This is a genomic window from Mesorhizobium sp. M1406, assembly GCF_040317555.1.
In the GTDB taxonomy this organism is placed as follows: domain Bacteria; phylum Pseudomonadota; class Alphaproteobacteria; order Rhizobiales; family Rhizobiaceae; genus Mesorhizobium.
This window is the reverse complement of sequence record NZ_JAMYKW010000040.1, coordinates 13,937-40,445: the sequence shown is the minus strand read 5'-3', so window position 1 is coordinate 40,445 and position 26,509 is coordinate 13,937. Positions and strand designations below refer to the sequence as shown.

The window sequence follows — 26,509 nt, the reverse complement described above, 5'->3', positions numbered from 1 at the left end:
CGATCGCAGCTGTCCTCATTCACGTGGCGGCATTCACAGGCCTGACACGTCGGTCGAAATAGCCTCCCGGAAACGCGGTCGGCGCGGGCATTGGCGTATATGGATTCCAGAGCGGGAGCCCAACCAGCCGCGCATCCAGCCGCACGACCAGCTTGCGAGCGATCATGTCGGCTATCGCCCCGTTAATCTCGGTCTGCATCACATTCGGCGTGCTCAGCCGTTCGCGCAGGCGGGCGTCTGGCATGCCTTCGTCAGCAGCTAAAAGAATTTCGCGCGCCAGGCCTTTGACCCGGTGTTCACGGTCCACTGCTATGGCGCGCGTGTCCTCGACCGTTATCTCGTCGCCGCTGTCGCGCATCGACAGCATCGGCAGCTTCGGCTCGTTCCAGGCTTTCAGCCATGAATCGATACCCTGGGTAACGGCATGCAGCCCCGGACGACGGTTCGCGGCGCGCGCAGCGAAATGGCCGCCGACATCGTTGTCTTCACTGTCGTCGAAGTAGTAAACCAGATTCGCGAGATCGGCCTCCGAGAGCGGATAGACGTAGCGAAAAGAGACGGCTGGGCGCAGCTTCAGCCTATGTTTGTCGGCTGCGCGATGATAGAGGCTGTAGCGCTGGTAGCGCAACCGAACCGCACGTCCTGGCTGGAGATGATGCAGCAACGGCAGCCAGGAGGCTATTTCCGCATACCAGGCGTCGCTCTCGCCGGGGAAGCCCCACAGCATGCTCCAACTGACCCGCACGCCATACTGGCGGCACCATTTCAAGAGCTGAACATTGTGCGCTGACGTCGTTCCCTTGCCCATCAGCTTCAAAGCACGGGTATCCAAGCTCTCGATACCTGGCTGGATCCAGCGGACGCCCGCGGCAGCCAACTTCTCGACTTCATGGCGTTTCAGATTGGCTTTGACTTCGAAGAAGATCGCAAGCTTGTCGGGTAGGGCGGTGAGGCGAGGCAGGGTCTTTTCGAGGTAGTCAATGGCTAGAATGTTGTCCACCGCTTCGATGCGCGACGAGCCGTAGCGCGCCGACATCTCTATCATCTCCTCTGCGGCCTGCCCGGCCGGTTTCTGGCGATAGGTAATCGATCCGCCGTTCAGCCCGCAGAAAGTGCAGGGGCTGCGCTGCCCCCACCAGCAGCCGCGAGAGAACTCCATCGGCAGCCCCGGATAGACGCGGTCGGCGTAGAGCGATCGTCCGAGTTCGGCAAAATAGTCAGAGAAATCGGGTAGCGGCAGGTCATGCATGTTTTCGACCACTGCGCGGGGCACCAGGTCGCCCATCGACGTGGCGGGATAGCCGGCCTCGCGATGCCCTGGGCCGAAAACGCCGAATGGCAGGTCAGCCGGCGGAATGGCTCTTCCGTGATTGAGGATGTCGCAACACAGCGCGCCGAGCAGTCCGTCAGCCTCGCCCGACACAACGTAGTCAACCCACGGGAAACGCGCGTGAGTGGTACGCCCCATGACCGATTCGCAGTTTGCGCCACCCATGAGAGTCACTAGGGCCGGTGAGCGACCGCTCAGTCGGCGCAGCAACGCGAGTGAGGGAACATGCTGGGCGAAAGTCGAGGTGCACCCAACCATGGCCGGCCCTTGCTCCAGTATCTTGTCGGCTGTCCAGTCGATGAAGCCGCCGATGAGCGAGCGCAGCTCGAGGAGATGGGCACGACGCTCGGCCAAACCGTTGTCTGGGTGTATCGGATTGCGCTCGAAATACCGGTCGAGGAAGACGTCGTGGTCTGCTTCGTAGTCGGGAAAAGCGATGCCTGCGAACAGCCAGTCAACAAGCGCATCCTCAGGCAGAGAACTCTCAAGCAGATTATGGTCGGCGAGGCCCACGTATTCCAGGAACCAGATGTTGGCATACGCTATCCTGGATCGCAGTCCGGCCCGGGTCAGCGCTGACTTCAGCAGACCAAGCGCCAATGACGGCCGTTCAATTGCCGACATCGGCATGTTGACCAAGACGATCGGCACATCGGCGCTCATGTCATGCCACTCTTTTCATTTTGATCCAGGCATGGGCTGAGCTGGCTCAGCCGTGGTTTCATGCGATGGAGTGCAAGCAAGCCATGCGCGGCTCCATGACCGGAACGGTGAACGTGCTGTTGACCAGTTCGGGAAAAGCGCACCGGAGGCGCGCTATTTCGAGCCACATTGGCCGTATCAAGTCCATTGCCTGAAGACTGGCGCGGATGAACGAGCAGGTCCAGCGCAATGTGTCGGAGTGGAGCCGTTGGGTGGATCGCCCAGCCACGGACCGCTCCCCCCTCGGCATCAACCAGCGCCAGGCTCATGTGCGGGTCACTTTCCTCCTCGTAGATGACCGGATAGACGTCGTCATTCACGCCGGGCTCGTCGAAATCCCGGATCATCGCTCGCTGGTCGGCGCCAAGCGACCGCCGGCCGACGATGCGGTAGCGGGCCGGCAAGCGCGCCTCGACAAGCCATGGCGTCTCAAACGTGAGCGGCACGGTCGTGTGGCAGACCAATTTGTTGACCATGGGTCGGGTCCAGTCGTTCTTCACGAAAAAGCATGCGGCGTCCTGCTTGTGCTCGCGGACGCGCAGGAAATGAGCCTAGCCTGAAGCCGAGACCGCGGAACTCCCCTTCGATCGCGTCCAGCATGGAACTGCCAAAGCCCGTTCGGCGGAACATAGGCAGGACGTAGACCGAAAGGAATTCGAACTGCCCGGAAGAGCCTGGCACGGCCAAGGCAAGTCCTGCTGTCACGTCGGTTGTGCGCGCCGCGACGCTGCGGACCGTGGCTGCGAAATGGCTTGTCACCGCAGTCCACACTGCCGGATAGGTAAGATGCCGTACGTCCTTTAGACGGACGTAGCCCAGTATCTCAGGTCGCATCGGCATGGTCGACGCCCGTGCGGGAGGCCGCGTATTTGCCCGCTTCGATGCGGCTCGTCGTCCTCTCGCTGGTCTGCCCGGCGAAGCTGTCGTCGAGGTCCTCTTCGATCACCCCCGCCGCGTATAACTGATCGAGCAGATCGGCGACTGCAAGGGCGCTCGCTCCGTCAGCTATGACGCGCAAGACCAACTCCGACGATGTGCAGTCGCCGTACGCGATGAGATCGCCAACGGAGATCGGAGCGACATCATCATCTATCCGGTGTTCAATGTTGCGTGAGCGGAGATGGAAGTGCCGGTTCCCTGCCTCGTATTGCAGATCTCCGCGGAAGCGGATCGGCAGGTTCGCAGGTGGGCTTTCGAACATATGCTCGTCGATGATGCACTGCAGCCCTTCCCGGAACTCGTCGGGCGTGCTGAAGAAACGTTCGTCGACGATGCGGTAACCGAGAGGCCAGCGTTCGCTACCCGGTACCGGCGTCACCAGTTGTAAACGTCCTTGCCGCATATTTACGAGGAAGCCGGAAACACAGGCGATCGTCGTGTGATCGCGCTCGAGCAACTCGATTGCATCGTCGTTGTTGGCTGCCCTGAGTTTTTCCTTTCGCGCGCGCGCGCGCCCGGCGAAAGCCTTTGCGGTCAGCGCCTCCTTGCCCTGCAGGATGAGTTCGACCCCCATCAGGTCCTCGGGCGAAAACGCCGCGTGAATCTGATTGAGGTGGTTCGTGCTTAGCACGGAGAAACGATTCGTCACGCCACCGTAACGTTTGAACAGTTCGAGCACGCGCCTGGTGAGCGCCTGATCCTTGAGCGGGGCCGCCGTCGTCGTTTGTGGCAATGCGCCCGTAATTTCATAGTAGTCGAACAGAAAGCGGTCGTAGTCCGGATTATCGATCGGATCTGTGGCCCAGTAGCAGAAGCCGGTGCGGGCTGCCGAACCAAACATCTCGCTCGCGACACCGACCACACCGCGCCAAACCCCGGCATGCTCCTCGCTATACTCATAATAGCCCTTGAAGCGGTCGGCCGACAAGCCGCAGAACCAGCAACCGACGGTGCAGCCTTCACTCAGCTCGAAAGCGATGACCGGGTGCGTGACCGACGGTGCCGATCCGCCCAATTCGCCGTTGCAGCGGCGGATTTGGCGCTCTCGCCAGGCATGGAAGCGGGGGTTGACCATCGACATTTCGCCCTCGGCGCGCAGCATGTCGCGATGGCGCAACATCTCGCGGATATACTCGTCCCACATCACAGCCAGCGGCCACGACGCACATTCCGGCTCGAAGCGGTATTTCAGGTAGCTATTGCGCCAGAGCGGCAGCATCTCCATCGGGTCAACTTCGATGCCGTAGCGCTCAGTGACCGTTCGAGGGTTGTCGCCGTTCTCCGAAAGCGCGGTGCGGAACGCCATGTCGCCGACCAAGCGCTCCAGGAAGCGCTTGATGTGTGCTAGCGTACGAAGTTGTCCGGGAGTGCGTCGGTCAAAGATCTGTCGGTAGTGTTCGGTTGCAGCGTGCGTCATGACGTTACGGACGGCCTCTTGATGCGGCGTTTCGCAGGCCAGCTGCCAAAAGCGATCCCATGATCGCTTCTCGCGAGTGGCCTGATTTTAAGTTTTCTTCACACGTCTCATCGAGCACGGGTGGATGCGCTCAGACTCTAAAGTGAGCGGTTAGATCAGGACCGCAGCGACGACTACAACGGCTTCGGCTGCCTCTGCGACAGTCGTAGCTGCTTCCGCTGCCTCCACAGCGGTGGTAACGACCGCAGCGGTCTGCACAACCTTGGTCGAGGTCGCAACGTTGGGATCATGCTTGCCGCCGAAAATCGCATCGAGTTGCTTGTCGGTTAACTCGCGTGGGCTTCGCGATTGAATGTAACTCTTAGCCTCATCGAGCGTGAAATTGTAGCCGTGGCTCTTTGCTATAGCCACAATCGATGCGAGACCCGTAGCATTCGGTTTTACCTTTTCGAGCAGATTACCGTCTTTCGCCAGATCGTCGACGAATCGTTCTACCTCAGCTTGCGACATCGTTACCTTCCTGCCTCGGCACGCTGCGCCTGCAGCTCTTAGCCGAAATCTTCAGTTGCGCCGAGCAATTCAGTAATTCTGGACCAATTGCCATCGTCATCTCCGTTGGGTCTGGAGAGACCGTCACAACGGCTTCCCAAAATTGACCGTGCAAGCGACGTACCATCTTGAGGACGTAGCTGCGCTGATACTCAATTCGGGCCGGCGCACCTTTGCGTCGCGCTTCTGCTGGCTGGGTACCGTTTCGCTTCTGTTCGATAGGTGACAATTTGGTCGACAGTATTGTTTGCTCGGGATCGAGACACCACGTGGTCGGCAGCTCGGTACGTCGGTTTACGTCAGCGAAATACCCTCCTGAGAGGAATGTGTTGCAAAGTTCTTGGTAACCAAGCGCACGGCATTGGGCTCCGGTGTTCCCCGAAGAGTTGAGATGTTCAAAGGCCGCCATTTCGACCAATCCGTGATCTTGCTCTGCATTCGCGGGTGTCTGGCCTACGGACTGAGCCTACGCGATCTTCGAGAAATGATGGCGGAGCGTGGCATTAGTGTCGGTCATTCGACGATCCATCGCTGGGTCGTTCATTTCGCGCCGGTGCTGATGGAACGCTTTAACCGGCGCAAGCGCTCCGTGATCGGCAAATGGGATGCGGACGAGACTTACATCAAGGTCCGCGGGCGATGGATGTACCTCTATCGCGCCATCGACAGCATCGAGTTCTGGTTCAGTGAATACCGGGATTTGCCGGCCGCCAAGCGTTTCTTCACAAAAGCGTTGGCACGCCATGGCCGTCCCGATCACATCGTCATCGACGGCAGTCAGACCAACCGGGAAGCCATTGTTTCCTGCGATGCCACAAGTCGATTGCAGGATTGCTCCCGGCGCCGGTCGAAGCCGATCCGCATCCGCCAAAGCCAATACCGCAATCACCGCATCGAGCAGGATCATCGGCGGATCAAGCGCCGGGTGCGGCCGATGCTCGGTTTCATCGATGCACACCCCGCCGCGGTAACCCTGTCCGGCATCGAGATGGTCCACATGATGCGCAAACGACAGGCGCGGTACGCCTTCAATCCGAACCCGTCTCTCTCCGAGCAGTTCGAAAGCCTCGCTGCCGCATGAGGTTGCCACCACTCTGGCAAATTCTCTGACCAGACAAAACTTGCACATGCCGGGAACGCCCGAGCCATACTACGTGCTGATCGCGATGGGGATTGGTGCTGTGGCCGCCGAGGAATCGATCCGCTTAAGCCTTGGCCGTTCTACGACCCAAATCGATATGGACGAGGCCGCGATTGCCCTAGCGGAGGCGCTCGAAGAGGTCCGGCATAGGCTTGAGTTCTGTAGCTTTCGCCCCTTCCGCATAGGTATAGATGACGTTGACGATGGTGGAGGTGATGTCGGGATATCGCGCGACTAGATGGGCGGCTGCGGCCGTATAGTTACCGGCCGACAGCTTGTCGACAAGGGCGGCGACCTCCCCTTCTGCGTGTCTTGGGATCTCATAGAGGGTGACAGCAAACTCCTCGTTCAGTTCTGGGTCTTGCGGCGGACACCATGCATCCATTTCGGCATAGTGCCGTTCGATCGCCGACGCCGCGTCCGCGCCACGGACCAACGCCCCATAGTCAACCTCTTGGGACATCATCAGGAACATCTTCGTGCTCGTGAGCATCATCAACTCCATCATCATGCGAAAAAGCGGTAGGAGCGAGGGGGCGAACGCCGTTCGCCCCTCCGGGCAGTTCGATCAGGCGGCCATCTTCACGCCCTCCAGGATCGGGGAGTTCGCGGGCGACCTTGGCAGCCTCGGGGTCGTTGACGTCGATGCCGAAAGCTTGATTATAGTTGCGGAGCCCGGCGTCGTGCTCTTCCTCCGTCATGACGTGCCGCGACCATCCAGCAGATCACGTTCGCCGCGCGCGTCCGGGATTCCGAACCGGCGTCGATCGCGCAGCTGACCTTGATGAGTACGCCCTCCCAAAGCAGTGCGTGCATCGCGCCAGTCGTTCTTATTCGCGCGGCTGACCGCCTCAGTGAGTGGCATGCGGCCCTTTGATCAGTGCTTGCACAAACATTCCTTTATGTCTGCGCCCACGTCAAGTTCTGTTGTGCAACACCATAGTAAATTCATAAATGTTGAAGTGTTGAAATGTCGACAGATCAACACCTTGATTACTTATGTTCCTCTTTTATGTAGAGCTCCCGGGCGTTCTTCTTTCGGTGGTGATGTATGGTCGCAAACAAGCCTCCGTCCCGAAGCGGGCGGCGCCAAATTTCCGGTCATTTCGACCCTGAAGTTGTGAAGGCGCTGAAGCGTCTTGCGCTAGAACGAGATAGCACGCTGCAAGCGCTCCTTGGCGAAGCGATCAATGATTTCCTGTCGAAGAACGCGCTTCCGAGATTGGCCAACGAGACGCCGCTACCGCGTGGTGGGGCGGCTCTGCAACGCAGAGTGACCAAGAAGTGAGGCGCCACGCACGCCAAACTGTCCATCGGGCGATGTCACTTTGTCTACAGATGAACGCGTTGAGATCTGCGGCCGCTGATGTCAGCTGACCATGGCCACGGCTTTCCATTGCGCCATGGCCTGCAGGCGGTGAATATGGGTAGCCAGAGCGGAGCATTTTGAGCGGGGCAGGACGAAGAGATTGCGCAGAGCCGTGAGAAGATCGAAACGAAGCGTTGCAGTGCTCCTGGTGACCGGAAGGCACCGTAAAGTTAACGGACGGCTGATGAAGATGTGGGTACACGGGCCATGTCAGAAGTTGCTCGTGATCCGCTCTACGGAGACCGCGCATCTCGACGAAGAGAATTATCCTCTGATCGGCGTGCCCCTGACAATTATCAAGGGTGACAAGCCGCGCACGATCTACCCGCCGATCCGCCTGGTCGACCGCATGCAATCCTATATCAACTTCGCATGCCGCAGGTCCGGGCGTTGCGGCGCCAGCGGCCGGATTATCGGCCGCCGTCGGCGCTCCTCCTCAATCTTCAGGGAAACGCGGTCAGCAAGACACGATTTGACGGCGGTTTTTGCAGAGGCGTTCCGGGGGACCGGTGTGACGGGAACTTTGCATCACCTGAGCCACACATTCGCGATGACCATGCTGGTGCGGTTGCAGCGTCAGGCATTGACCACTTGGCAGGTCCGGGCGGCGGAGATCAATGGCGAACTTCGCAACCGGCTGCGGGCGCCTTTCCGACATCCAGAACTGAACGTGCCTCCAATATTCGAGGCCAAAACGCCTCTTCTACGCGCCGCCTGACCCCAGAGAAATTACCGGTCGCACACTCACACGATCGACTGAGCCGGATGGTCGAATTTCTGCGCCGCCAGCCAGCGGGCATGTACTGGGCGCCAATTCTTGCGTCCGCTAAAAACTCGGCCAGGGCGCAGCAGGAACGATAAAAGCTGCTGGCGCTTCTCGCGCAGATCCTCGCCAGAAGCAGCCCGCACGCGCACCAGATCGCGCACCGCTTCTTGCACCGCGTCGGGAACCCAGATCCCTTCAGTTCCCCGCCCGAACAGTCGCGCCAGGCTGACCGCATCGCGCCGGTGTTCGTCTTGAAGCGCTCGCCCGGGCGCTTGGGAATCAGCGAGGGTGCTACGACATCGCAGCGGTGACCGCCAACTGGCGAGCCCGTAGCCGATCGGGTCGTAGCAGAAATAGAGGCGAGAATGCTTCTTGCCTGTCCTTCCTTTGCTGGGGCTCGGCTCGGCACTCCCGAGCAACCCGGTTTGCTATACAGCTGCAAAGACTAAGGGTGGGGCCGCTAATCACACCACGGTCATAATGTCTAGTTCCCAAACGGTTCGTAGCGTAGCGGCATGCTGTTTGTGATTTCGGCGGCCTCAGGCGGCAGGAGTGCGATGCGTCGGCCAACGCAACGGCCGTCAAATTGGCCGAGGTTCCACGTTCAGGCATCTCCAGCACAGGTTCACCCATTTCGGTGCGGCCGGATATGCGGACGGGCACAAACTCCGTTCGGCCTTGCCGCTTTTTGCAGTTGAAGCCAGCCACCGCCGAAAACCATTGCGGCTGGGTCTCCGCGAGGCCAGCCAGCCTTCGCAAGGCAGGCAGGACAATCTGCCGGAAGGCTATCAGCGCCGCGTTGGGATTGCCTGGCAACCCTGCAAAGACTGTTTTCCTGATCCTTCCGACCTTCAGCGGCTTGCCCGGCCGCATCGCGACGTTGAGGACGCCAAGGTCGGCACCATGGGCCTGAACAGCCACCACCGCATGGTCTTCCTCGCCTGCCGAGACCCCGCCTGTGGTCACCAGGGCATCACAGGACGTGACGGCGCGAGCGACAACGTCTGTGAGGAGACCCAGGCTGTCAGGGACCATGCCGAAGTCGACGATCTCCGCCCAAGGACAACCCGCCAGCAACGAGCTCAGCATGATCTGATTGGAATTGTAAATCTGACCGTATTCGAGGGGCTCGCCCGGTTCTTTTAACTCGGTTCCGGTGGAGAGCAGTCCTATCCGGATCTTTCGAAGCACCTGAACGTTGACGAGCCGCTGCCAACAAGGTTAGATCCCTGGCGGACAGGCCCTTGCCCCGCCGTACCAGTTCCGTGCCGGCGCTGACGTCCTCGCCAGCAAAACGGATGTGACGACCACGACGGGGCCGCTTGTCCATCGTGACGGTACGCTAATTCGCTCGCAGCGCTCTTGCATGACCACGGCATCAAGCCCCACGGGACGGGTGCTCCCGTGAATATCCTGAGTGCAGTTCGTGGGTCGAGGTTCTCAAGAGCGCGCACATCGCCGGCGACCACCCGTTCAGCCAGACGAAATGTCCAAGGCCCTTCCCCGTCGAAATCCGCCGTTCGAACGGCAAACCCGTCCATGGCCGAATTATCGAACGCAGGCAGCGAAATAGGCGAGCATATATCGGCGGCGCAAACCCTCCCTAATGCACCGACGAGCGAGACTGTTTCCCTATATCGAACAGGTTTGGCGAGCGCGATGGCTTTGGCTACCGCCGTCTCGAACGGGATAGCTTCGCCAATCTGCCCGGCAGAACAGTCGGCTTTCAAAACAGGTTTCACGGAGTGACAGACGATCGCTCCCTTCTTTGCGTTGTTCTCGACGCGCAAAGGCCAAAGGTTTCTAACCTGACACACTCTTGAGATAGGCGATGACGTTTTTGGCGTCGTCGGGATTCTTGAGGCCAGGGAACCCCATTTTGTTCGCCGGCACTTTCGCCTTGGGATCTGCCAGATATTGCATCAGGTTCGGCTCATCCCATACCAGGCCCGCAGCGCCCACATCCTTCATGGCTTTCGAATAAGAATAGCCAAGGACGGTCCCCGCTGTCCGGCCCACGACGCCTTTCAAGGATGGCCCGACTCTGTTTGCTCCGGTATCAGCGCTGTGGCAGGCGGCGCACTTTTTGAAGACCGCCTTGCCTCCCTCGATATCCTGGGCCCGGGCGACCGGAGGCAGTAACGCCAAAACCATCGTGGCACCGACGAACAGATATTGCACGCAGGAACTCCCCCCTCCTCCCCTTAGACATTGACGGTGGCTAACGTCGACCAGCTTGCTCCAGCGATTCATGCGTTTCTCCCATTTGTCGAAATGTCGTCGAAAACAACTCTGCAACGGTTGTGCCAACCGGAAAGCCGGCGATTTCATTACAAGATGCGAATGGACCCCACCTCCAAGTGCCCACCACGTCCCGAGTTGGACCATGCTGCGCTGCCGAAGGTTCACGAAGTCGAACGGCCCAAGGTCCCGCTCATTCCTAGACCGGGCCTGCGTTGTGAAGTGCTTGACGTGCAAGACAGAGTCCCTTTGGCCCGGAGGGAGAACAGGGTTGGAGCAGCGAGCGCGATCGCCATCAAGGCGACGGATGATTTCAGGAATGTTCTGCGTTGCATCTTGGTACCTCCCTTGGTTCAAGAAATTGCATGGTCTTTCCGAACTCGGCTTTCGATTGGATGGCGACATGTCACTGGCTGATGTCGCCCGCCCCGGACCAACCCCGGCCGGATGTGTGTTGACGTAGATGGCGTAGAGGGATGTCTGTGCGGTGATGTAGAGGCGGTTGCGCTTGGGATCGCCGAAACAGACATTGGAAACGAGCTCGGGAACCAGGATACGGCCGATCAGGGTTCCGTCCGGCGCATGGACGCGCACCGAGTCGGCGCTGGAGGCCCAGATGTTGCCGTCGCGATCGACCGAAAACCATCGAACAGGCCTGCCCCGCATTCGCAAGGATGCCGCCGGCACGCGCCGACCGGCCGTCGGCGGCAAGGTCATAAATCCTGATCGCGCGCGGCAGGCCGGGCACGTGGCTGGCGCCGCTGTCCGAAACATAGAGGATCGTCTCGTCGGGCGAGAAAGCCAGGCCGTTCGGCTGCACCATATCGGTGATGACGGCGCTCACCTCGCCCGAAACCTCGTCAAACCGGTAGACATGGGAGCCGCCGATCTCCGCTCTGGCGATCTTGCCCTCGTAGTGGCTTTCGATGCCGTAGACCGGGTCGGTGAACCAGATCGTGCCGTCGGATTTGACCACCACGCCATTGGGTGAATTGAACCGCTTGTCGGCAACGCTTTCGACAAGCGTCCGCCATGCTCGCAAGCAACGACGCGGCCTTCGCGGTCGAGCGTGTGGCCGTTCTGATTGTTGCACTGGGTCTCGAAGACACTAACGGAACCATCGCCTTCGTCGTAGCGCAGCAGCCGATCATTCGGGATGTCGGACCACAACAGATGCCTTGCGGCGGGGACGTACACCGGTCCTTCCGCCCAACGGCTGCCGAAATGCCGACCGCCAGGATGATGACACCAGTTATCGTGCCCCAGACATTGACGCGTCCGGTTTGATCGCTGTCGAGCCAAGAAGAGGCCGCCGACGAGTGCCGGGAGAAGATATTGGATGCGGGTCCGAGAAGCGCTTCGTGATTATCGTCTTGCCCATGCTGCTGTCGCCGGAAGGCACTCGCGTCCTCGCGGATAGATAAGCCAGCGCCATGCGGCCCGTCATCCCACCGCTGTTCGGCCAAGCGAAACGGCGTCGAGGTCCTCTTCGATCACCCCGGCCGCGTATAACTGATCGAGCAGATCGGCGACTGCAACGGTGCTCGCTCCGTCCGTCGCGATCCGCATAATAAGCTCCGAGGCTGTGCAGTTGCCGTACGCGATGAGATCGCCAACGGAGATCGGAGCGACATCATCATCTATCCGGTGTTCAATGTTGCGTGAGCGGAGATGGAAGTGCCGGTTCCCTGCCTCGTATTGCAGATCTCCGCGGAAGCGGATCGGCAGGTTCGCAGGTGGGCTTTCGAACATATGCTCGTCGATGATGCACTGCAGCCCTTCCCGGAACTCGTCGGGCGTGCTGAAGAAACGTTCGTCCACGATGCGGTAGCCGAGAGGCCAGCGTTCGCTACCCGGTACCGGCGTCACCAGTTGTAAACGTCCTTGCCGCATATTTACGAGGAAGCCGGAAACACAGGCGATCGTCGTGGGATAGCCCTCCGCCAAGGCTATTGCATCATCTTTGTTGGCTGCCTGGAGTTTCTCCTTTCGCTCGCGCGCGCGCCCGGCGAAAGCCTTTGCGGTCGGCGCCTCTTTGCCCTGCAGGATGAGTTCGACCCCCATCAGGTCCTCGGGCGAAAACGCCGCGTGGATCTGATTGAGATGGTTCGTGCTCAGCACGGAGAAACGATTCGTCACGCCACCGTAACATTTGAACAGTTCGAGCACGCGCCTGGTGAGCGCCTGATCCTTGAGCGGGGCCGCCGTCGTCGTTTGTGGCAATGCACCCGTGATTTGATGGTAGTCGAACAGAAAGCGGTCGTAGTCCGGGTTATCGATCGGATCTGTGGCCCAGTAGCAGAAGCCGGTGCGGGCTGCCGAACCAAACATCTCGCTCGCGACACCGACCACACCGCGCCAAACCGCGGCATGCTCCTCGCTATACTCATAATAGCCCTTGAAGCGGTCGGCCGACAAGCCGCAGAACCAGCAACCGACGGTGCAGCCTTCACTCAGCTCGAAAGCGATGATGGGGTGCGTGACCGACGGTGCCAATTCGCCCAATTCGTCGTTGCAGCGGCGGATTTGGCGCTCTCGCCAGGCATGGAAGCGAGGGTTCACCATCGACATTTCGCCCTCGGCGCGCAGCATGTCGCGATGGCGCAACATCTCGCGGATATACTCGTCCCACATCATCGCCAGCGGCCACGGGGCAGACTCCGGCTTGAAGCGATGCTTCACGTAGTCTCCGCACCAGAGCGGCAGCATCTCCATCGGGTCAACTTCAATGCCGTAGCGCTCTGTTACCGATCGAGGGGCGTCGAGGTTCTCCGAAAGGGTCGTGCGGAATTTCCTATCACCGACCAGCCGCTCCATGAAGCGCTTGACATGAGGCAACGTTCGCCGTTCCTGCGGCGTGCGCTGGTCAAAGATTTGTTGCCAGTGTTCGCGAGTGTACGGGTGAGCCCTTGAAGCGGCCCGTTGTACGCCGGATATCATGATCGCATCCTCGACCGCGGTTTGCTTTGATGTTACATTAGACCGGCTCGTACGAGCCAATGCGGTTATGTTGCGACCACAACAACAATTACGACAATTAATACGACCGCAGCGAAGCCAGTTCTTCCTCCGAGTTGCGCAGGGCTCATGGATACATCAGCAGAATTAGCCAACGCGGTGGTCTGTACAAAGCTGGTTAAGGCCGGAACGCTCGAACCGCGCTTGCGGCCTGCAATCGCGCCGAGCTTCTTCGTACTGGACTTCTGTCGGCTGTTGGATCGGATGTAGCTTTTAACCTCGTCAAGCGTGATGTTGTAGTTGAGGCTCTTTCCAATCGCTACGATCGAAGCGAGCCCTCCAACGCGCCGTTTGGCGTTTTCAAGCGGACTGCCTTTTTTTCCTAAATCGTTGACGAATCGCTCTAAGTCAGTTTTCCGCATAATGAATTCGTGCTCTTGCTTAAGTTGCTCGCTCTCACAAGCGATCGGATGATGCTTCCGCGAACAAGCAAGCGCCGTACCAACCTCAAAATTCTGATTTGCGCGTTCTCTGACCGTACGCATTGTCAACTTGCCGACCTTTTGGGTTGGGAATCGACAATTGGCCCGCTCCGTGCGATGCGGGTGAGGATCTCCCCAAACTTGGCCTGCCGTGATAGTGGGTGGTCGAAATCAAGACGCAAATCCGCCAGCGTTTGTCGACATCCAGGCATTCTGCGCATCGTTCTCGATCGCATCCCCAACATAGCCCGACGGGCGCCGGACGCCCCGAAAACGAACCCGCTGACCTTTCAAATCCGCAAACCCCGCCTTCCATCACAACGGATGATCGCCGGCGCCCATGAGCCTTGTGAAAAAGCACCGCAAGGGCAACCACATCGCCGCTTCAGGCGCCAAAAAACTCATCGCCTGCATCAAGGGGGCTAGGCGCCACTCGAGGACTTTCGGCGGGCGCAACGTGACCAAACTCATTCAAGTCTTGCCGGAGGCTGCCAAAGTGAAAGACGTATTAGGTCCTCACGCTCGGAACCGAAACGGGTCCGATCTACGATGTTTCGCGATAGCGGCCCTTCTCGACCCACAAGTCGCGCAATCCCTCGAGCATTGCCTCGCGCGGAAGCGGTTTCGGCCGCCGCTCGTCCAGGCGCTTCCGCGCCTGATCAAGAACGACATGATCCTTGGCGCGAAGTTCCTTCTGCGCCAGCGCACGTGGTGCGATGCGCGGCAGGATGCAGAGGCGATTGGGATCTAACGTCCCCCGGTTCGACTGGCTGTGCGGAAAGTTCGACTGCTGGAGGATGTTGGCGAAGTAGGAGAATTCAACCGGCACGGAAAATGATCGGCCAGATGTCGCGCCAGAACCATGGACGATAGGCTGGGCTCCATTCCACCGGTCCAGCTTTCCAGTGAAGCAGGGCTGCGGTCTCGGTCGGATCGATCTTTTGCGGCGCGTCAAACGTGCCTGATGTGCCAAACATGTCGGTGCGATAGGCGAATTCGCGGATCGACATGTCATCGACCACATCTTCCAGCGTGATCATGTCGAGCACTTCCGGCGCGTAGCGGGGATACCCGTGCTGCGCAGATCTGTGCTCCGGCCACTCAAATGCACCCTGACCGGATCTACCCGGTCCGTTCGATCAAGGACAATTTGTCCGATAGCTAACAGTTTTGTCTCCTCGGAATTTTAGGTGCATTCATCAAGCACACTCCGACCTCCTATCAAAAACCCCAGCAAAAAAGGCCTATAGCGATTCGCTGGGCGAGATTGGCGGCTACATCCTCAACATGGTGCGCTCGTTGCGGGTCATCTGCCGCAAGCCTTTGAGGGTTGCGATCAACCAAGGGAGATTGACCTATGCCGAAGGAAAAAAAACCAGGATATCTACATCAACCAGACGTTCTGCGGAGTTTGGCTGCTCAGCTTCGTGATGAGGCTTCGCGAGCCGAGGCGCGGGCGCAGCGGCTGACAGACGGGGTTGAAGCAGTCACCTGTCTTCCCGGCTGCTGGAATACTCTGTCTACCTGCATTCAGGTCCAGCCTCTTTAAGTGGTGCACTGGCCGGCATTTTCGTCGGCCAGCTACTTTCTTGCTTTCTTAAAAGCGCAGCTGTGCTTTGAAATCCGGATATCCGACCATGGGCCATATCGAATTGCTGCCCCAACTCAAAAAATCGGTACGACTCAAGCCAATGCATGGCTATGCCTTGGTTCATGCTCGCCATCCATCACAGATTCGCATGGTCGATCCCTCTCACGCGTTCTTTCTGTCGCTGTGCGACAGAACACTCCTCACCTCCGAAATCGCCTATATCTATGGGCAGACATTTGGGCTTACGGATGTTGAAGCAAAGTCCCAAGTAGATCAGCTCCTTAGACTTTATCGGCAGTTTCTCACGTTCGAAGCCAAACCAAATCCAATCGAGCGATTTAGTCCACAGAAATTCCTCTACCCGGCCGACACCCCCGCGATAGAACGCGCCACCTTCGGAAAGTGGCCCGTTCCTGCGGGAATCAGTTTCACTCTCACTTTCAACTGCAATTTCAGCTGTTCGTACTGTTACCAGTATCGCCACCAGAGGAGCGACAGACGCTGGACCCTGAGCAAGTGCCTCGAACTGCTGCACGAGGCGGCGGATTGGGGAGTCGTATTTGTCGGGCTTACAGGTGGTGAGCCAACGCTTTTCGACGGCTGGCTTGAGGTAGTGGAGCGCACCCTCTCGCTGGGCATGCTTCCGGCCATGACCAGCAACGGCACGGTGATCGGAACTTGTTCGGACATTGCCCTTCGGTTGGCAGCTGCGGGCATGGAAGAAATGACGATCAGCCTAGACGTGCCTTCACCGCAGTTACACGATCAGGTTACGCGGTCTCGCGGGCACTTCCCAAAGGTGATCGACGCGATTCGGTTTTTGCGGGCGGCGGGGATTCGGGTGGTGGTCAAGAGTGTGGTGACACCAATGACCCAGAACACAGTGGAAGAGACTATAGATCTTCTGGTGGATTTGGGTGTCGCGGAAGTCGGCATCTCCTTCATGGAGAGTGGGGCCATCAAGTCTCCTGCCAATCGCGCTCGCAAGGTGACCTCCAAGGACCTGGCCCGGATAAGAAATCGGATCGAGCGAAAGCGAGAGCAGTATGCACAAGTCTGCACTGTGCATACGCCGAAGGATGCAAAGGGAAAGTGGAACCACAGCGAGTGGTATCCCTGCGGTGGCATCAATATGGGGATGTCGATATTTCCGAGCGGTGACGTCTCAGTTTGTGACAAGATGCATGGGGTGAAGGCCTTTACCTACGGCAACGTGTTCAGCGCGGGACTCAAAGCAATCTGGGACAGTGAAGCGTTTGCTGTCCTTCGTGCGCGGACCGCGAACCCGAAGGTCGTTGATCCGGACTGCGCCCGCTGCAGCAAGTTGCACCTCTGTCGGACATCCTGCTTTGTTGATTCATTCAACGCCACGGGCAGCTACTTCTGCAAGGCCCCATCTTGCGGTGGTCCTTTCTTCAACTAAGTCGCAAACTCATAAACTGGATTTCCGTTTTGTGACGGTTCTGATTCAAGGCTTCCTTTGGAGGCTTGAATGCGTCGATACGAATTGAGCGACTTCGAGTGGGGTGTGATCCAGCCGCATCTGCCCAACAATGCTCGTGGCGTAGCGCGGGTTGATGACAGGGAAATTGCGGTGGCGACATTGTCGCCGGCGCCGTGATCTGGGCGACCGGCCGCAGCTGGCGGCTGGCGCGATCCTTCGGCGCGAAGCTTCGTGTGCACGGCCACCTCGCCGCATACACCCGCTTCCCGGGCGATTGCCGCATGGTCCATCGAGGCCCGGCCCGAGGGCTGGTGGTACAGCGCCGACTTGCCTGGCGGACGCCGGGTGGTGGCGTGCCTGACCGATCCCACTGGGCAGCGAACTGCGCGATCCGCAATCCTGGTACGGCGCACTGGCGGCGACGCAATTCATCGCCCCGCTCCTACCCCCAGGCACACGCGAAACCTCGGCGTCGATCAGATCGGCGGGAACGGCCACGATCGATCCGGCCGCGGGTGAGCGCTGGGTGGCGGCGGGCGACTGCCTGTTCGCCGCCGACCCGTTGTCGTCGCGCGGCATCGTGCATGCGCTGCGCTCGGGCATCCTCGCCGCCTATGCCGCGTCGGACATGGCCGACGGACGCGATGACCTCGCCCGCGCGCGTATGGGATGATCGCCGCGCAAGGCCTTGCCGACTACACGCCCGCGCTTGCTGCCCACTACGCCGCCGCCGCGCGATGGGAGACAGCTTTCTGGCAGCGGCGACGGCCTCAACCTGAAGAATGCGCGGCATGTGAAGAGCGCGGCGGATAAATTCATCATGCCCGTCGAAACCTTTCTTGGGTGTACGACGTCCATAATGGAAATGCTCGCCGCGCAATCAGGCTCGATCGCTGCCCTGTCCTTGCAACTGGCACGACGGCGATTGTGGAGCAAAACGTGCCGCCTAGCCTGCTCGCTCGTGTCCGCTTTTGCCGTACGGACAGGGTATGCCGAACGACCAAGCTGACGCGCTAGGCGGACCTATGACTTTGGAACCAAGCATCAGTTTTCGGGCACTAAAACGCGCTGAACCTGGCACGCTTGACGATCGGCAGTCCATTCTCTGTCTTCCCGACAATAAGATGGGTGGCCCCTGGAGGCAAAGAACCGTCGGGATGGGCCTGTACGGCTTCGCCCCGTTCGATCATACCTCGCACGAACGCTGCTTTCTCGGAGTCGTTCGGGACTATAAGATCGGCCTTCCTTTTAGACGGCACCTTCGCTCTCTCTATGATTTCGCACTATCATATTGTCCAGCTTATCATTGGCATCCACAGTCGCAATCGAATAGCAGCCTTTCCAAGCGCGCGCCGCCGGGGGTCGTTACCAGCCGATGTGACTTTAGCTTACGTCCGTGATCCAGCCGAGCCTCAGGCAATACCACATCGTCATAGTCCACACGACCTCGGCTAAACAGATCGTCGACGAACATCTGAGCCGCGGTCGCTGCGCTGAGAGGTTGTACCGGCGACAAGTCACCGGCGGCGCTTAATGCGACAAAATGGTCTCTCTGTGATGGCGTCCTGACGAAGAGCACCCCGTTGATCCCGTAGTCAACGGCCGGCAACGCTGTCTCGGCCAGTTCTTCCTGTGCGGCAGCAGCGGCAGGGCCAGCAGCTCGCGCGGTTGGGACAGAGGCAATGCTCGCTGCGGAGTGCAGAGAGAGGATCAGACGACGCACGTAGATTGCTTTGATGATCGGCGGATATCTGGCATCCACCGGGCCAGCTGCGATCACCATATTCGCGGCCACTTGGGCGTACCAGTTGGACACCACCGGCGAAGCTTTGATCGCGCTTATGAGAATGCCGGCCAGATCGCTTGCGACTGAGAGCAATTCAGCTTCCGTCGGCATCGTTGGATCTTGCGCCTTGGCGGAAAGGGCCGTGCCGAGCGACTCGAAGAACGCGCCTGTAAAAACGCGCGAAAACGAGTGTGGCTCCGAGGAAAGCTGTGCTGCCGGAGCCGAATTGGGGAGCGTGCTCGGGTCTTGGTACCCAAAGGAATTCACCGCATTCCGCAGGCAGTCCGCATCTACAGCGTCCGGACGCTGCGCGCGGATGGCCGCGCCGATCTGTTCGGCGAGGCGAGACAGCCGCGAATTTCTGTAAAGGCGGCCGCCGGTATCGTGCAGTATGCTGATGCGAAGCGACGGAAGCTGGATGGCCGACAAGATTGCGCTGATGTCGGCGAACGATTCATGGAATGCCGCGACTTCCTGGCTGCCTACGTCCCACAACTCCGGCTTGAAGGAATCCAGTACCGCGTGTCCCATCTCGTGGCAAACTACATCGGGGCTCTCTCCCGAATAAACGGTACCTGTTCGAGAGGGACTGTGGAAGAAGTTAAGGGCCTCGCGATCGTAGTAGGCATTGAGATCGTCTCCTTCGTCGAGGATGACCTTTAGGGTCGCGCCGACCTGCCACTTCGTCAGCGGAACGCGCACCGACCAGAAGTCCGCGCCCCGTCGCAACGCCTCCGCTGCGGTCCAATACCTGAAATCGGCCGCTCCGGGAGGGTATACGCCCGGCTTTGGAGCAGGCTCGGGAAACCCAAAAGCAAGAGGCTTCTTGGAAAGGTCTGGAATGGGTCGGCTAACCAGTATCCCCGTTCCGGGATCGTCCTCCCAAACGGAAACCGATTTGCTTCCCTCCGCTTTGGCGTTCTTCGCCGAACCTTTCGCCTTCGCCACTGTCGTCTCCTCTTTGGTTTCGATTGAATGGAACTTCGAACTGCTCGCCACAGGCGGCGCCAAATCGGGGTTGTCCGCCCTCGAGCGTCGGAGAGCGTTCTGCGTCGCAGTTAGCTGGCAACGCGAACACGCTCCGGCAGCGATCTGGCTACAAGACGCGATGGAGCATCAACCGTGCCGCGCCGCCTCGATCGCGGCGACGCCGATTTTCAGAGCCATCCATGACATCGAACGCGCGCTTTGCTTCAGCGCCACCAGCCGCAAAGGAGGGGCAGCGCAACCTGAGACGGTGCCGTATGGCTTCGGTGCTCGGCCCTTGACCAATTGGCGGCGATGTACAGGGATCCCGAGAGCTTAATGTCGACCGCGCCTGCTACGGCTGATGGACGGGAGAGCACTTGAACGACAACCATCCGAAGGGATCGAGACGATTTTTCGCAACGGTACAGTCACCGTCGTGGGGATCTTGCTTGCCTTTTCGCCCGGCTTCGTCACGCATTGGGCTGCTAACCCCAGGCCATGGCGATTCTACGATCTGTTCACCGTTGTGCCGATCCTCTTCGGCATCGCGTTTCAGATGCGGGCGGTGTCCATGTTGCTCGACATGAGTTCGCTGCGCCGACACACCTACGAACGCGCCAACTGCATCTTCATGGCGAGCCTTATCCTGACCGCGTGCGGCGTGGGGCTGGCCATCCTGCTGATTTCTTCGCGATGTCGGCGAAGGGCGCGCTGCCCGGCGCTTGAGGGGCCTGTGACTGCGCTTTGGCGCTGCCGCTCATGGGCCGACGGGACGTCAGATCCGGAGGTGGTTAGGCTTCAGCCGACGCTTGCGTGGTGCTGCCGGACGATGTTCCGCCTCAGCAGTTCACGCCGTCGAAACTTTGGCAACTCGTTTCGGACCTCGATGCGTCTATCCAAGTGTACCCGTTGCGCCGCTCCGCGTTTGAGGCCAAGAGGGACGATATAAACAGCCTGAGCCACGACATTGCACGTGATGGATACCGGCCTGCGCGAACGGCTGAGCACGGCGAATGTGATGCAGACCGAAACTGACGGGGCGATAGCCGAGATGGTCGCTCGCAAGCTGGTCGTGCGGCTGGATGCGCGTGATTGGGCTCCCGCTTCATATATGCCAATGCCCGCGCCGACCGCGTTTCCAGGAGCTTATTCGACCGACGTGTCACGCCCGTGAGTTCCGCCACGTACATGAGGACAACCGTGATTTGCATATTCGCAGGCGAAAGCCCCGTTCGTGTCTGGACTGCTTGGTCAGATAAAATACTGAACACTATGGCAACGAGCGCAGAGAGCCATATGCTCGTCGTGGTCTTGAGCATTCGAACCAAGCGATCCAACTCACATCGCGGTCAACTCTCACATCGCGGTGAACGTGGAGTCTGCTTGTTGCGCTCGCACTTTGCGTAGCTGGCGCGATGGCTTGGGGGTTTGTTGGCCGGCTCGCCTTCCATACCAAAGCGTCAAGGTATTTCGGCGATGCATTCCTCGAGACGCGCCAGGCTGAACTTCGCATTGCGAAATTCATGTCCCGCTTCGAAACGCCGACGGCGCCCATTGGTGCGGTCACTATGAGGTCGCGCTCCAGTTCGGCCATGCGCGCTCGGACCCTGTCGACCCTCGCCCTGATGCAACGCCTTGGTCCATCCACACCCGCGCATCAGTCTTCCTGCCAGCACACCAAAAGCCATGAGAGGTAGCCACCGAGCTTCCAATTTCCGGCAAGCCGAAACGCTCAAATTTAACATCGGCGCCCGCTTGGGAAGAAGCGCTGGGACCGGATCGGTAGAGGACCATCGGCGTATCAAGCGCCGCGATCATGAAATGGTTCAAATGATGCGTAAGCAACAGGCGAGCCTCGCCTTGCCGCGTGATTGGCCTCGTGTCAGACCTCTCTGCGCCTCCCATTCAGCCATTGCAACAAGACCCTGACATTTATCAACGTTTTCTATCCGCACAGGAGCGCGATGACGGCCGCACTCCCATTTCCTTGAGCAGCCGGCCCGCCCCGTCAATCTTGTCCATGGTCCACAGCATGAAGCGACTGTCGACATGGATGGCGCGGTCACGGTCCGCGTCGGGAGCCCAGTCCGAGATGACGCCCTCGAGTGTGCCGTCGAAAGCGAGACCCACGAACTCGCCACGCCCGTTCAGCGTCGCCGAGCCGCTGTTGCCGTTGGTGATGTCGACGGTGGACATGAAGTCGACCGGCAACGTGCCCAGCGTTGGCGCGACATATGGGCCATAGTCCTTGGCCTGAATCGCGGCAACTATGGCATCCGGCGCATCGAACTCACCTTTGCCAGTGTGCTTCGCTAGAAGTCCCTCGGCCGTGGTGAAGGGCGTCCAGATCTGCCCGTCGCGCGTGCGTCCTGTCACCTTACCCCAGGTGATGCGCAGCGATCCATTGGCGTCGGGATACACGGACCGGCCGATCGACTGCCGATAGGCACGCAGGCCCTGCATATAAGTCGCCCGGGCTGCCTGCGTGCGGCCGGCGCGGTCCTTGGCCGCGCGCTCCGTAGCTATATCGCCGGGGTAGAGTGCGACCGCCAGCTTGATGAAAGGATCGTCCGACAGCTCGAAAGCAGCCGCGGGCTTGTCGAGCCAGCCGAGCCGCGTGGCCGTGTCAGCGAGTTTGGTGTCTGCATAAAGTCGGTCAAGGCCGATTTGGTCCAAAGCGGTCTCGAACGCAGCATCGCGGTCCTTTTCGTTCAGCCGGCGATATTCATCGAGCGCGGCCTCGAAGAGTTTGCGATCGATGTCGGGCAGATAACGGCGTTCGATCTGCATCAGTTGATCCACGGTCTGGTTACGGTCGCGATCCTGAAATCCGCTTTCACGGTCTTCGTCAGACTTCTCGCGCTCCTTGGCCCAGCGATAGAGACCGCGCGCGGATGAGAGGATTTGCGCGCGGTCCAGCAGCGCCTGCCGCAGCTCCTCGAGTGAGGCCCGGCTATTCTCGGCCACTATGGCGTCCAGTTCGCGGATTGCTGCTCCATAGCGCGCCTGCCGCGCAGGATCGTCAGCGACCCAGTCGCGATAAGCTTTCTCCTCGGTGGCCTTGCGCGCCTCGAGCCCAATTGCATCGGCGCCGGCGAGATCGCCCGCCAGCTTTTTCTCGTAGTTTTCCGCGCCTTGCAGGATGGAGGCGTAGCGGATCTGCGCCTCGCGATTGCCTGTCGTGGCTTGCCTGATCTGGGCGGCATAGTCCGACAGCAAACGCTGCAGCAGCGGTTCGTAGTGCGCGAAATTGAACCGGACTTCGTCGGCGGTGCGCAACCGATTGGTGGACCCCGGAAAGCCGGCGACCATGACGAAATCGCCTTCCTTGACCCCGTCACGGGCTATGGGCAGCCAGCTCTTCGGCCGGTAAGGAACATTGTCGCGCGCATATGGACGGGCGGAACCATCAGGAGCGACATAGGCGCGATAAAAGCCGAAGTCGCCTGTGTGACGCGGCCACATCCAATTGTCCGTCTCGCCCCCGAAGTTACCGATGCCAAGCGCGGGCGCATAGACAAGGCGCACGTCCTGAATTTCGAGTTTCTGCTCCAGATAGTAGGAGGCGCCGCCATAATAGGCCCATACCTCGCAGCGGCGATTGGGCTGTTCTTCACATGCGGCGATCAGCGTTTTGCGGTTTGTGTCGAGCCGCTCATAGCGGGCAAAGCCGTTCAGCTTGTCCGAGACGCCGTTGAGCATGTCGGCGGTCACATCCCGCATATGCTCGATCACATAGATGCGGCTGCCAGGCGCCGCGGGCAATTCTTCGTCCACGCTCTTCGCCAGAAAGCCGTTTGTGAGATAGTCCTGACCCTCCTTGCTGTGGTATTGGATGGATCCGAACACACAGTGGTGATTGGTTGCGACTAGCCCTTGTGGACTGACGAAGGAGGCAGAACATCCGCCAAGTGATACGATCGCGTTGAGCGGGCCAGCGTCCAGACGGCCCAGCTGTGCGGGATCGATCTGGAGCCCATCCGCGCGCATGGCCGCGCCCACTTCCGCAGTCTGGCCCGGCATCCACATACCTTCGTGCGCCCACGCAGCGCTGACCGTCCAGAGCAAGGCGATGGCAGTTGCCTTGGCCAACCGTTTCAAATTCGAGTTCATGCTGGTTGTCCCTCTAATCCGCTTCCTGTTTTCCGCAGACCGGAATCGATGACAATCGGGACGGCCGGCATCCGCCCGCGCCCATCGGCTGCCACTCCGAGTGGACCGTTAACGCAAGAATCCGGATGACGCCCACCTCTCTTGTGGGGTGGCCTGCATGTTTGCGAATCGTTCGCCGCACTAACCGTGCCAAAGGAATAAAGCTTTCAATTACAATGTGGTGGTGAGCCGCCCCATCTGTGTCCGATCTCCGACATCGTCGTAAACCCGACACTGTCGTCACCCGACACTGTCGTCCTAAGTGATCATCTGCGGCGGGAAACATCACGCTTATAGCTGACGGTCGCGGTGTTCATGCCGTCGCGTTTAGCCGGCCGGCGCAAGCTTGAGAGTCACCTGAGATCAACCTGGCAAACGTTTCCTCTGGCGAGAACGGCCGGTTGAGCGCATGCCGATGCCGATGCCTTCCTCCTGCACTAACCGCTTCAGCACCGAGAAAAGTTTGGCCGTCTCGCCGGCAGTTGGGTTGGCCGTCGGCTCGTCAAGAAGCAGCACTTCCGCTCCAGTTGAAAGTGCACGAGCGAGCTCGACGATCTGGCCCTCGTGGAGGGACAGTTTGCGTGCCGGCAAATCGATGATCTCTTCGCCGATCGCGGGGTCGATCAGCCGGAGCGCACCAAGGGCGATTTCGCGCATGCGGCGACGGCTGATTTGCGACCAGCCCGACCTTGCATACACGATGCCGATGTTTTCCGCGACCGACAGCTCGGGCAGCAGCCCCAGCACCTGATGCACCACAGCAATGATCGGGCTGGTGTGGCCGGCCTTCGACGAGGCGAAGCTAATATCGCCGGCATCGCATGAGGTCAGTCCCGTCCACGCGAACTCGGGCGCTCTTTGCCTGTTCGCCATCATCGGTGGCCCGCGGGATGCAAACGGCAACAATCCCGATGCGATCGCATTGATTTCGCAGTATGGCAATACAGGCCCGGAACCGCCAAATCGGCCCCTGCCGGCTATCATGCGACGACCAGCGGGGGGGGGGATTCTATGCTGCCAGTCTACTGTTTCGCAGCGGATCCGCCCTGGCGAATATTCCAAAGACTGAGGACGCACCTCCCACAGCGACACTACAGTCGACCAACAATGCTTGGATCGAAAAGCCACATCTTGCCGGAAGGAAGGGCTCGCAAGAACTTTCATGCCGTGCCAGAACACGGTATCAATCGAGCCGATCGGCGTGCCGTCCACGACCCGACCATGGAATGGTTGCCTGAGACGCACAAAGTGCGGGAAAGTGGAGAGCTCATGGGACTTGTGACGCTGGAGCATTTCGCCGGGTGCGTCGGCAGCGCGTTCGACCTCGACATGGGGGAGAGTTCGCTGCCCATGACGCTGTCAGAGGCGCGGCCGCTGCCGGAAAGCGGATTTCCCGGAATTCGGCGATCGCCCTTTTCCCTGATGTTTCGAAGCGGCTCACCGATCGTCCTGCCGCAAAGGCTCTACAAGCTGAAGAATGCGACGTTGGGCAGCCTCGAAATGTTCCTTGTCCCTGTCGCCAGGGACAAGGAAGGCATTGTCTATCAGGCAATCTTCAATTGACGGTGCATCCGGTCGACCGGACAAGCAAGGCCGGTCAGGCCGTAGACCACTCCATCCCGATATGGGTGTCGGTAGCATCGACTTCCTGAAACTGAAGGCGGCGGTACAGAGCCTGTGCGCGGATGTTGCGTCGCTCGACATGCAGGAATACCCCCGATGCCCCGGAGGTTTGCGCCTGGCGTTGAATTGCCTTCAGCAGGGCGATCCCTCGGCCACGCTTGCGCCATTCCGGCAGGCAACCGATGTCGATGATATGCCAACGCTCGGCGCTGGTATCGACATAGAGCCGTCCCATCGGCTTGCCCTTGTCCTGAAGGATCAGGAAATCGGCGTTTGAAAATGCGCTGACATAGTGGCGATGCTGGAGGGCGAATTGCCCGTCGATGAAAGCCCGCTTCATCTCCTGCAGCCAAGGCACGGGTTCCATTTCCTCTATGCGGAATGACCAGTAGAGCCGGCGCAGAAATGGAATGTCCGCGAGCGTCGCCCTGCGGGACGCGCCACGTGGAAAGCTCAGCCGGGAGCTTTCGCCGGCAGGAAATGCCGGCAACGCTTCTGCTTTGCTGGAGGCCATCAACCGAAGGACGGAAAGACCCCCGACATCGCTATACTGTAATTCACCGCGAGGTAAGGCTGGCGATTCTCATGCGGCTGACTGTTCCCGGTAGCGCCGAGCATGGTGGACAGGAATTGCGCGTTCGCCTGCGCATTGGCCACAAAAGGACTGGTGCTTCCGGGCGGGGCCAATGAATTGCCGGCAGAGGGCGAGCCCGTTTTCTTGGCCAGATCCGGCTGGTTGTATATGGTGAACTGATGCGCGTGCGCCGGCATTTGTGCAACCGTCAGCGTCTCGCTGCTTGCGCCAAACGTCTCGCCGATGGTGCGGCTTGAAAGCCCGGGGCCCCTGCCCTGGTTGCAGCCGGCGCGGTTGGTGAAGTTGGGCAGTTGAAAGGTAGTTGTGCCATTGCCGCCGTAGTTGGTGCCAAGCAAAGAGAACAGCGCCGAATTTTGCTGGATCGGAACAACGGCGCCATTGCAGGAAGCCCACCCGCGCGGAGCGAAGCTGAACCCGAAAACCTGTATCTCACCGAGGAAGGGCTCAGTCATTGG

25 protein-coding genes and 5 pseudogenes are annotated in these 26,509 nt (G+C 59.7%); 7 read left to right on the top strand and 23 right to left on the bottom strand.

Annotated features, from left to right (window positions below):
* Window positions 1–19: 19 nt before the first annotated feature.
* From NKH03_RS25295 to NKH03_RS25275, 5 genes are all read right to left on the bottom strand, one after another.
* Window positions 20–1,993, bottom strand: a complete 1,974-nt coding sequence (locus NKH03_RS25295) for a RiPP maturation radical SAM C-methyltransferase (protein WP_352971313.1) — start codon at window positions 1,991–1,993, stop codon at window positions 20–22.
* Window positions 1,990–2,508 (bottom strand): hypothetical protein, encoded by a 519-nt coding sequence (locus NKH03_RS25290; RefSeq protein WP_352971310.1) that lies wholly within the window; start codon window positions 2,506–2,508, stop codon window positions 1,990–1,992. The genes NKH03_RS25295 and NKH03_RS25290 overlap by 4 nt, the downstream gene beginning before the upstream one ends.
* Window positions 2,462–2,866 carry a GNAT family N-acetyltransferase gene (locus NKH03_RS25285; RefSeq protein WP_352971324.1) on the bottom strand — a complete coding sequence of 135 codons (405 nt, stop codon included), beginning with the start codon at window positions 2,864–2,866 and terminating at the stop codon, window positions 2,462–2,464. Before NKH03_RS25285 ends, NKH03_RS25290 begins: the two co-directional genes overlap by 47 nt.
* Window positions 2,856–4,388 (bottom strand): radical SAM family RiPP maturation amino acid epimerase, encoded by a 1,533-nt coding sequence (locus NKH03_RS25280; protein WP_352971308.1) that lies wholly within the window; start codon window positions 4,386–4,388, stop codon window positions 2,856–2,858. Before NKH03_RS25280 ends, NKH03_RS25285 begins: the two co-directional genes overlap by 11 nt.
* Window positions 4,389–4,538: 150 nt before the next feature.
* Window positions 4,539–4,898 carry a Nif11-like leader peptide family natural product precursor gene (locus tag NKH03_RS25275; protein ID WP_352950438.1) on the bottom strand — a complete coding sequence of 120 codons (360 nt, stop codon included), beginning with the start codon at window positions 4,896–4,898 and terminating at the stop codon, window positions 4,539–4,541.
* Window positions 4,899–5,328: 430 nt separating this feature from the next.
* Here NKH03_RS25275 and NKH03_RS25270 point away from each other — a divergent pair, with 430 nt between their 5' ends.
* Complete coding sequence (locus NKH03_RS25270) at window positions 5,329–6,018, top strand: IS6 family transposase (RefSeq protein WP_352971323.1); 690 nt, start codon at window positions 5,329–5,331, stop codon at window positions 6,016–6,018.
* Between the two features lie 178 nt (window positions 6,019–6,196).
* On the opposite strand, the gene NKH03_RS25265 is transcribed toward NKH03_RS25270, so the two are convergent.
* Both NKH03_RS25265 and NKH03_RS25260 read right to left on the bottom strand, forming a co-directional pair.
* Entirely contained in the window at window positions 6,197–6,553 is a 357-nt protein-coding gene (locus tag NKH03_RS25265; RefSeq protein ID WP_352971305.1) for a hypothetical protein, read from the bottom strand.
* Window positions 6,525–6,779, bottom strand: a complete 255-nt coding sequence (locus tag NKH03_RS25260) for a hypothetical protein (protein ID WP_352606083.1) — start codon at window positions 6,777–6,779, stop codon at window positions 6,525–6,527. Before NKH03_RS25260 ends, NKH03_RS25265 begins: the two co-directional genes overlap by 29 nt.
* A 350-nt stretch (window positions 6,780–7,129) precedes the next feature.
* On the opposite strand from NKH03_RS25260, the gene NKH03_RS25255 reads away from it, so the two are divergent.
* Window positions 7,130–7,366 carry a ribbon-helix-helix domain-containing protein gene (locus NKH03_RS25255; RefSeq protein WP_352971303.1) on the top strand — a complete coding sequence of 79 codons (237 nt, stop codon included), beginning with the start codon at window positions 7,130–7,132 and terminating at the stop codon, window positions 7,364–7,366.
* Window positions 7,367–7,447: 81 nt separating this feature from the next.
* Here the strand turns inward: NKH03_RS25255 and NKH03_RS25250 are convergent.
* A pseudogene (locus tag NKH03_RS25250) lies at window positions 7,448–7,605 on the bottom strand (IS6 family transposase); the annotation flags it as partial.
* Window positions 7,606–7,631: 26 nt separating this feature from the next.
* Between NKH03_RS25250 and NKH03_RS25245 the strand changes: the two are divergent.
* Window positions 7,632–8,165: a hypothetical protein gene (locus NKH03_RS25245; protein ID WP_352971302.1), complete on the top strand. Its 534-nt coding sequence runs from the start codon at window positions 7,632–7,634 to the stop codon at window positions 8,163–8,165.
* Window positions 8,166–8,191: 26 nt separating this feature from the next.
* Here NKH03_RS25245 and NKH03_RS25240 read toward each other — a convergent pair whose 3' ends face one another.
* The 10 genes and pseudogenes from NKH03_RS25240 to NKH03_RS25195 all read right to left on the bottom strand — a co-directional run bounded on the left by NKH03_RS25240 (window position 8,192) and on the right by NKH03_RS25195 (window position 14,934).
* The gene (locus tag NKH03_RS25240) at window positions 8,192–8,632 is read right to left on the bottom strand and encodes a hypothetical protein (RefSeq protein ID WP_352971325.1); all 441 of its coding nucleotides are present in this window, start codon (window positions 8,630–8,632) and stop codon (window positions 8,192–8,194) included.
* 394 nt (window positions 8,633–9,026) lie between these two features.
* A pseudogene (locus tag NKH03_RS25235) lies at window positions 9,027–9,404 on the bottom strand (molybdopterin-binding protein); the annotation flags it as partial.
* Complete coding sequence (locus tag NKH03_RS25230) at window positions 9,383–9,955, bottom strand: MoeA family protein (RefSeq protein ID WP_352971322.1); 573 nt, start codon at window positions 9,953–9,955, stop codon at window positions 9,383–9,385. The gene NKH03_RS25230 and the pseudogene NKH03_RS25235, both read right to left, overlap by 22 nt.
* A 61-nt stretch (window positions 9,956–10,016) precedes the next feature.
* Window positions 10,017–10,367, bottom strand: coding sequence for a c-type cytochrome (locus NKH03_RS25225; protein WP_352698298.1), 351 nt, complete (start codon window positions 10,365–10,367; stop codon window positions 10,017–10,019).
* Window positions 10,368–10,997: 630 nt separating this feature from the next.
* Window positions 10,998–11,120 (bottom strand): annotated as a pseudogene (locus NKH03_RS25220) (hypothetical protein); the annotation flags it as partial.
* Between the two features lie 142 nt (window positions 11,121–11,262).
* Window positions 11,263–11,651: pseudogene (locus NKH03_RS25215) on the bottom strand (SMP-30/gluconolactonase/LRE family protein); the annotation flags it as partial.
* 246 nt (window positions 11,652–11,897) lie between these two features.
* On the bottom strand, window positions 11,898–13,394 hold the full coding sequence (locus NKH03_RS25210) for a radical SAM family RiPP maturation amino acid epimerase (RefSeq protein ID WP_352971299.1): 1,497 nt from the start codon (window positions 13,392–13,394) through the stop codon (window positions 11,898–11,900).
* Window positions 13,395–13,459: 65 nt separating this feature from the next.
* Window positions 13,460–13,957: a hypothetical protein gene (locus NKH03_RS25205; RefSeq protein ID WP_352950652.1), complete on the bottom strand. Its 498-nt coding sequence runs from the start codon at window positions 13,955–13,957 to the stop codon at window positions 13,460–13,462.
* 481 nt (window positions 13,958–14,438) lie between these two features.
* Window positions 14,439–14,723 carry a hypothetical protein gene (locus tag NKH03_RS25200; protein WP_352971296.1) on the bottom strand — a complete coding sequence of 95 codons (285 nt, stop codon included), beginning with the start codon at window positions 14,721–14,723 and terminating at the stop codon, window positions 14,439–14,441.
* On the bottom strand, window positions 14,713–14,934 hold the full coding sequence (locus NKH03_RS25195) for a hypothetical protein (RefSeq protein ID WP_352971294.1): 222 nt from the start codon (window positions 14,932–14,934) through the stop codon (window positions 14,713–14,715). Before NKH03_RS25195 ends, NKH03_RS25200 begins: the two co-directional genes overlap by 11 nt.
* A 597-nt stretch (window positions 14,935–15,531) precedes the next feature.
* Here NKH03_RS25195 and NKH03_RS25190 point away from each other — a divergent pair.
* The 3 genes and pseudogenes from NKH03_RS25190 (at window position 15,532) to NKH03_RS25180 (ending at window position 17,602) form a co-directional block, all read left to right on the top strand.
* Window positions 15,532–16,908: a radical SAM/SPASM domain-containing protein gene (locus tag NKH03_RS25190; protein WP_352971292.1), complete on the top strand. Its 1,377-nt coding sequence runs from the start codon at window positions 15,532–15,534 to the stop codon at window positions 16,906–16,908.
* A gap of 69 nt (window positions 16,909–16,977) precedes the next feature.
* A pseudogene (locus tag NKH03_RS25185) lies at window positions 16,978–17,076 on the top strand (IS5/IS1182 family transposase); the annotation flags it as partial.
* 379 nt (window positions 17,077–17,455) lie between these two features.
* Window positions 17,456–17,602 carry a hypothetical protein gene (locus tag NKH03_RS25180; protein WP_352971290.1) on the top strand — a complete coding sequence of 49 codons (147 nt, stop codon included), beginning with the start codon at window positions 17,456–17,458 and terminating at the stop codon, window positions 17,600–17,602.
* Window positions 17,603–18,232: 630 nt separating this feature from the next.
* Here the strand turns inward: NKH03_RS25180 and NKH03_RS25175 are convergent.
* From NKH03_RS25175 to NKH03_RS25165, 3 genes are all read right to left on the bottom strand, one after another.
* Window positions 18,233–19,663: a gluzincin family metallopeptidase gene (locus NKH03_RS25175; protein ID WP_352971288.1), complete on the bottom strand. Its 1,431-nt coding sequence runs from the start codon at window positions 19,661–19,663 to the stop codon at window positions 18,233–18,235.
* Between the two features lie 1,956 nt (window positions 19,664–21,619).
* Window positions 21,620–23,797: a S46 family peptidase gene (locus NKH03_RS25170; RefSeq protein WP_352971287.1), complete on the bottom strand. Its 2,178-nt coding sequence runs from the start codon at window positions 23,795–23,797 to the stop codon at window positions 21,620–21,622.
* 402 nt (window positions 23,798–24,199) lie between these two features.
* Window positions 24,200–24,712 carry an ATP-binding cassette domain-containing protein gene (locus NKH03_RS25165; protein WP_352971285.1) on the bottom strand — a complete coding sequence of 171 codons (513 nt, stop codon included), beginning with the start codon at window positions 24,710–24,712 and terminating at the stop codon, window positions 24,200–24,202.
* Window positions 24,713–25,105: 393 nt separating this feature from the next.
* On the opposite strand from NKH03_RS25165, the gene NKH03_RS25160 reads away from it, so the two are divergent.
* Complete coding sequence (locus NKH03_RS25160) at window positions 25,106–25,399, top strand: DUF6916 family protein (RefSeq protein ID WP_352971284.1); 294 nt, start codon at window positions 25,106–25,108, stop codon at window positions 25,397–25,399.
* A 34-nt stretch (window positions 25,400–25,433) separates the two neighbouring features.
* Here NKH03_RS25160 and NKH03_RS25155 read toward each other — a convergent pair whose 3' ends face one another.
* Window positions 25,434–25,973 carry a GNAT family N-acetyltransferase gene (locus tag NKH03_RS25155; RefSeq protein ID WP_352971282.1) on the bottom strand — a complete coding sequence of 180 codons (540 nt, stop codon included), beginning with the start codon at window positions 25,971–25,973 and terminating at the stop codon, window positions 25,434–25,436.
* On the bottom strand, window positions 25,973–26,506 hold the full coding sequence (locus NKH03_RS25150) for a phage tail protein (protein WP_352971280.1): 534 nt from the start codon (window positions 26,504–26,506) through the stop codon (window positions 25,973–25,975). The genes NKH03_RS25155 and NKH03_RS25150 overlap by 1 nt, the downstream gene beginning before the upstream one ends.
* Window positions 26,507–26,509: the final 3 nt, after the last annotated feature.

Excerpts from the sequence above, each read along its gene's own strand:
- NKH03_RS25295 (WP_352971313.1), bottom strand. The coding sequence starts at position 1,993 with ATGAGCGCCGATGTGCCGATCGTCTTGGTCAACATGCCGATGTCGGCA.
- NKH03_RS25290 (WP_352971310.1), bottom strand. The coding sequence starts at position 2,508 with ATGGTCAACAAATTGGTCTGCCACACGACCGTGCCGCTCACGTTTGAG.
- NKH03_RS25285 (WP_352971324.1), bottom strand. The coding sequence starts at position 2,866 with ATGCGACCTGAGATACTGGGCTACGTCCGTCTAAAGGACGTACGGCAT.
- NKH03_RS25280 (WP_352971308.1), bottom strand. The coding sequence starts at position 4,388 with ATGACGCACGCTGCAACCGAACACTACCGACAGATCTTTGACCGACGC.
- NKH03_RS25275 (WP_352950438.1), bottom strand. The coding sequence starts at position 4,898 with ATGTCGCAAGCTGAGGTAGAACGATTCGTCGACGATCTGGCGAAAGAC.
- NKH03_RS25270 (WP_352971323.1), top strand. The coding sequence starts at position 5,329 with ATGTTCAAAGGCCGCCATTTCGACCAATCCGTGATCTTGCTCTGCATT.
- NKH03_RS25265 (WP_352971305.1), bottom strand. The coding sequence starts at position 6,553 with ATGTTCCTGATGATGTCCCAAGAGGTTGACTATGGGGCGTTGGTCCGT.
- NKH03_RS25260 (WP_352606083.1), bottom strand. The coding sequence starts at position 6,779 with ATGACGGAGGAAGAGCACGACGCCGGGCTCCGCAACTATAATCAAGCT.
- NKH03_RS25255 (WP_352971303.1), top strand. The coding sequence starts at position 7,130 with ATGGTCGCAAACAAGCCTCCGTCCCGAAGCGGGCGGCGCCAAATTTCC.
- NKH03_RS25245 (WP_352971302.1), top strand. The coding sequence starts at position 7,632 with ATGAAGATGTGGGTACACGGGCCATGTCAGAAGTTGCTCGTGATCCGC.
- NKH03_RS25225 (WP_352698298.1), bottom strand. The coding sequence starts at position 10,367 with ATGGTTTTGGCGTTACTGCCTCCGGTCGCCCGGGCCCAGGATATCGAG.
- NKH03_RS25210 (WP_352971299.1), bottom strand. The coding sequence starts at position 13,394 with ATGATATCCGGCGTACAACGGGCCGCTTCAAGGGCTCACCCGTACACT.
- NKH03_RS25205 (WP_352950652.1), bottom strand. The coding sequence starts at position 13,957 with ATGCGTACGGTCAGAGAACGCGCAAATCAGAATTTTGAGGTTGGTACG.
- NKH03_RS25195 (WP_352971294.1), bottom strand. The coding sequence starts at position 14,934 with ATGATCACGCTGGAAGATGTGGTCGATGACATGTCGATCCGCGAATTC.
- NKH03_RS25190 (WP_352971292.1), top strand. The coding sequence starts at position 15,532 with ATGGGCCATATCGAATTGCTGCCCCAACTCAAAAAATCGGTACGACTC.
- NKH03_RS25170 (WP_352971287.1), bottom strand. The coding sequence starts at position 23,797 with ATGAACTCGAATTTGAAACGGTTGGCCAAGGCAACTGCCATCGCCTTG.
- NKH03_RS25165 (WP_352971285.1), bottom strand. The coding sequence starts at position 24,712 with ATGATGGCGAACAGGCAAAGAGCGCCCGAGTTCGCGTGGACGGGACTG.
- NKH03_RS25160 (WP_352971284.1), top strand. The coding sequence starts at position 25,106 with ATGGGACTTGTGACGCTGGAGCATTTCGCCGGGTGCGTCGGCAGCGCG.
- NKH03_RS25155 (WP_352971282.1), bottom strand. The coding sequence starts at position 25,973 with ATGGCCTCCAGCAAAGCAGAAGCGTTGCCGGCATTTCCTGCCGGCGAA.
- NKH03_RS25150 (WP_352971280.1), bottom strand. The coding sequence starts at position 26,506 with ATGACTGAGCCCTTCCTCGGTGAGATACAGGTTTTCGGGTTCAGCTTC.